Origin of the sequence: Corynebacterium tuberculostearicum (genome assembly GCF_030229345.1) — a bacterium.
Classification (GTDB): Bacteria; Actinomycetota; Actinomycetes; order Mycobacteriales; family Mycobacteriaceae; genus Corynebacterium; species Corynebacterium tuberculostearicum_G.
In genome coordinates, this window is the sequence record NZ_JASPGP010000022.1 from 1 (window position 1) to 5,362 (window position 5,362).

Annotated in this window: 2 rRNA genes; both read left to right on the forward strand. The window is 52.3% G+C overall.

The features are described 5' to 3' along the window. The first annotated feature begins 379 nt into the window (after positions 1-379). Positions 380-1,897 (forward strand): 16S ribosomal RNA (locus QP884_RS11130). Between the two features lie 454 nt (positions 1,898-2,351). Next, positions 2,352-5,362 (forward strand): 23S ribosomal RNA (locus QP884_RS11135); the annotation flags it as partial.

Genomic DNA, 5,362 nt, shown 5'->3' on the forward strand with positions numbered 1-5,362 from the left:
GATGATGTTTGAGAACTCAATAGTGTGCCAATGTACTTTTTATTTTTTGTGTGCATGGTTGTGTGTTGATTGGTTTGTCTGCCAATGAGCCTTTAGGTGGTTTGTTGGTTGGTGTGTGCCGGTTGGGTATGTGAAACACGTACCTATTTGAATGCTGTTTGGTGTTTCGGCTGCATTGAGATGGATTGGTTGGCATGTGATTGTGTTCAACTTTTTGGTTTCCTTATTTTTGACCCCGTCGGGTTGAGGGAACTGTTTATTTTTTCTTTGTAGTAATTTTTTGGACGCCAGCACAGGCTTTTGTGGTTTGTGGTGGTTTGTTCTTTTGTTGGGTTTCGGGCTTTTCACGGCCTGTTTCGGATTTTTGTTCTGAAATTTTTTTGTGGAGAGTTTGATCCTGGCTCAGGACGAACGCTGGCGGCGTGCTTAACACATGCAAGTCGAACGGAAAGGCCCTGCTTGCAGGGTACTCGAGTGGCGAACGGGTGAGTAACACGTGGGTGATCTGCCCTGCACTTCGGGATAAGCCTGGGAAACTGGGTCTAATACCGGATAGGAGCCATTTTTAGTGTGATGGTTGGAAAGTTTTTTCGGTGTAGGATGAGCTCGCGGCCTATCAGCTTGTTGGTGGGGTAATGGCCTACCAAGGCGGCGACGGGTAGCCGGCCTGAGAGGGTGGACGGCCACATTGGGACTGAGATACGGCCCAGACTCCTACGGGAGGCAGCAGTGGGGAATATTGCACAATGGGCGCAAGCCTGATGCAGCGACGCCGCGTGGGGGATGACGGCCTTCGGGTTGTAAACTCCTTTCGCTAGGGACGAAGCTTTTTGTGACGGTACCTAGATAAGAAGCACCGGCTAACTACGTGCCAGCAGCCGCGGTAATACGTAGGGTGCGAGCGTTGTCCGGAATTACTGGGCGTAAAGGGCTCGTAGGTGGTTTGTCGCGTCGTCTGTGAAATTCCGGGGCTTAACTCCGGGCGTGCAGGCGATACGGGCATAACTTGAGTACTGTAGGGGTAACTGGAATTCCTGGTGTAGCGGTGAAATGCGCAGATATCAGGAGGAACACCGATGGCGAAGGCAGGTTACTGGGCAGTTACTGACGCTGAGGAGCGAAAGCATGGGTAGCGAACAGGATTAGATACCCTGGTAGTCCATGCCGTAAACGGTGGGCGCTAGGTGTGAGGGTCTTTTCACGACTTTCGTGCCGTAGCTAACGCATTAAGCGCCCCGCCTGGGGAGTACGGCCGCAAGGCTAAAACTCAAAGGAATTGACGGGGGCCCGCACAAGCGGCGGAGCATGTGGATTAATTCGATGCAACGCGAAGAACCTTACCTGGGCTTGACATACACCGGATCGGGCTAGAGATAGTCTTTCCCTTTGTGGCTGGTGTACAGGTGGTGCATGGTTGTCGTCAGCTCGTGTCGTGAGATGTTGGGTTAAGTCCCGCAACGAGCGCAACCCTTGTCTTATGTTGCCAGCATTTGGTTGGGGACTCATGAGAGACTGCCGGGGTCAACTCGGAGGAAGGTGGGGATGACGTCAAATCATCATGCCCCTTATGTCCAGGGCTTCACACATGCTACAATGGTCGGTACAACGCGCAGCGACACTGTGAGGTGGAGCGAATCGCTGAAAGCCGGCCTTAGTTCGGATTGGGGTCTGCAACTCGACCCCATGAAGTCGGAGTCGCTAGTAATCGCAGATCAGCAATGCTGCGGTGAATACGTTCCCGGGCCTTGTACACACCGCCCGTCACGTCATGAAAGTTGGTAACACCCGAAGCCGGTGGCCCAAACTTGTTAGGGAGCCGTCGAAGGTGGGATCGGCGATTGGGACGAAGTCGTAACAAGGTACCCGTACCGGAAGGTGCGGGTGGATCACCTCCTTTCTAAGGAGCTTTTATTTTTCGGGTGCAGTTGCACCCTTGGTTGGTTGAGTATGCGAGTGTCATGCTGCCAACTTTGATTATGAAAAATTGTCCGGGTGAAACACACACCTGATGAGATGAACTAAGTGTTTGAATGGCGCTTTGTGACACACGTTGTCCATGCACAGTTAAACGAAAAATATGTTGTTTGTATGTTGGTGCATTGTTGGGTGTCTGGGGCATTATCCCCCTTTTTTGTGCCTGACCATGAGTCTTGTTGACACTTATTGTGTTGGCTGGTTGTGGTTGGGGTGTTGTGTGAGAACTGTATAGTGGACGCGAGCATTAAACACGCACGGATGGATTGCTTTTGTGGTTTGTTTGTGTGTGTTTGTGTGATTTCTTTTTTCTTTAATCAATTTTTTGTCAAGTTCACTTGTGTGGCCACCTGCGCTTTTTGGTGTGGGTGGTTTGTGTGTTCGTTATTAAGGGCGCATGGTGGATGCCTTGGCATGCTGAGCCGATGAAGGACGTGAAAGGCTGCGTTAAGCCTCGGGGAGTTGTCAATTGAGCGTTGATCCGAGGATGTCCGAATGGGGAAACCTGGCCCTGGTTATGTGGGGTTACCCTTCAGTGAATTCATAGCTGTTGTGGGGGTTTACGCGGGGAAGTGAAACATCTCAGTACCCGTAGGAGGAGAAAATAATAATGATTCTGCTAGTAGTGGCGAACGAACGTGGATGAGGCTAAACCGTGTGCATGTGATACCTGGTAGGGGTTGTGTGTGCGGTGTTGTGGGCCCCAACGTGCGGTGACTACCATCATCGTGCTCTTGTGTTGTTGTTAGGTGAAGTGGTTTGGAATGGCCTGCCGGAGAAGGTGAGAGTCCTGTAGTTGAAGACAATGGCATGTGGGTTGTTGGGTTGCCCGAGTAGCAGCGGGCTCGTGGAATCTGCTGTGAATCTGCCGGGACCACCCGGTAAGCCTAAATACTCAGTGTGACCGATAGTGTATGAGTACCGTGAGGGAATGGTGAAAAGTACCCCGGGAGGGGAGTGAAATAGTTCCTGAAACCATGTGCTTACAATCCGTCAGAGCACCGTTTGTGTGTGATGGCGTGCCTTTTGAAGAATGAGCCTGCGAGTCAGCGGCATGTCGCGAGGTTAACCCGTGTGGGGTAGCCGTAGGGAAACCGAATCCTAATGGGGTGTTAAGTGGCATGTCCTGGACCCGAAGCGGGGTGATCTACCCATGGCCAGTGTGAAGCAGCTGTAAGAGGTTGTGGAGGCGCGAACCCACGTAGGTTGAAAACTGCGGGGATGAGCTGTGGGTAGGGGTGAAAGGCCAATCAAACTCCGTGATAGCTGGTTCTCCCCGAAATGCATTTAGGTGCAGCGTCGTATTATAGCTTGGTGGAGGTAGAGCGACTGGTTGGTTGAGCGGGACTACAATCTTAGCAATGTCAGCCAAACTCCGAATGCCACTAATTGTGTTGTACGGCAGTGAGACTGTGGGGGATAAGCTTCATAGTCGAGAGGGAAACAGCCCAGATCGCCGGTTAAGGCCCCTAAGGGTGTACTAAGTGGAAAAGGATGTGGGATCGCGAAGACAGCCAGGAGGTTGGCTTAGAAGCAGCCATCCTTGAAAGAGTGCGTAATAGCTCACTGGTCGAGTGGTTCTGCGCCGACAATGTAGTGGGGCTCAAGTACACCGCCGAAGCCGCGGCAAACTTTTTTGTTTGGGTAGGGGAGCGTCGTGCATGGGTTGAAGCGTTACCGTAAGGAGGCGTGGACTGTGTGCGAGTGAGAATGCAGGCATGAGTAACGAATTGATAGGTGAGAATCCTATCCGCCGGATGACTAAGGGTTCCTGGGTCAAGTTCGTCTTCCCAGGGTGAGTCGGGACCTAAGGCGAGGCCGACAGGCGTAGTCGATGGATAACCAGTTGATATTCTGGTACCCGTACATGCGCGCCCATGATAAAGCACTGATACTAACCACCGCGGATGCATTGCTAGTCTTCTTTGAAGATTGGTGGTGTTGATGTCGTGGGGCCTGATGTGTGGTTCAAGTGATGGGGTGACGCAGTGAGGTAGCCACGCCACTTATTGGATTGGTGGTGTAAGCGTGTAGATCGTGTGGTAGGCAAATCCGCCGCACATTATGGTTGAGACGTGATGCGTAGACCCAAAAGGGTTGATGGTGGTGATCCTGTACTGTCGAGAAAAGCCTCTAGCGATGTGTGTGTATGGCCCGTACCCTAAACCGACACAGGTAGTCAGGTTGAAAATACTAAGGCGTTCGGGTGAACTGTGGTTAAGGAATTCGGCAAAATGCCCCCGTAACTTCGGGAGAAGGGGGGCCTCACGACGTGAGCATCCTTGCGGTGTTAAGCGTTGTGGGGTCGCAGAGAATAGAGGGAAGCGACTGTTTATCAAAAACACAGGTCCATGCGAAGACGTTAAGTTGATGTATATGGACTGACGCCTGCCCGGTGCTGGAAGGTTAAGAGGACCGGTTAGTAGTCTTTGACTGCGAAGCTGAGAATTTAAGCCCCAGTAAACGGCGGTGGTAACTATAACCATCCTAAGGTAGCGAAATTCCTTGTCGGGTAAGTTCCGACCTGCACGAATGGCGTAACGACTTCTCTGCTGTCTCAACCACAGGCCCGGTGAAATTGCACTACGAGTAAAGATGCTCGTTACGCGCGGCAGGACGAAAAGACCCCGGGACCTTCACTATAGCTTGGTATTGGTGTTTGGTTCGGTTTGTGTAGGATAGGTGGGAGACTTGGAAGCTATCACGCTAGTGGTGGTGGAGTCGTTGTTGAAATACCACTCTGATCGGATTGAGCATCTAACCTTGGCCCATGATCTGGGTTGGGGACAGTGCCTGGTGGGTAGTTTAACTGGGGCGGTTGCCTCCCAAAATGTAACGGAGGCGCCCAAAGGTTCCCTCAGCCTGGTTGGCAATCAGGTGGTGAGTGTAAGTGCACAAGGGAGCTTGACTGTGAGACAGACATGTCGAGCAGGGACGAAAGTCGGGACTAGTGATCCGGCACCTACTTGTGGATGTGGTGTCGCTCAACGGATAAAAGGTACCCCGGGGATAACAGGCTGATCTTCCCCAAGAGTCCATATCGACGGGATGGTTTGGCACCTCGATGTCGGCTCGTCGCATCCTGGGGCTGGAGTAGGTCCCAAGGGTTGGGCTGTTCGCCCATTAAAGCGGCACGCGAGCTGGGTTCAGAACGTCGTGAGACAGTTCGGTCTCTATCCGCCGCGCGCGTTGAAACTTGAAGAAAGCTGTCCCTAGTACGAGAGGACCGGGACGGACGTACCTCTAGTGTGCCAGTTATCCCGCCAGGGGTATCGCTGGTTGGCTACGTACGGAAGGGATAACCGCTGAAAGCATCTAAGCGGGAAGCCTGTTTTAAGATGAGGTTTCGTTAAGGTCCCCTAAAGACGATAGGGTAGATAGGCCAGAC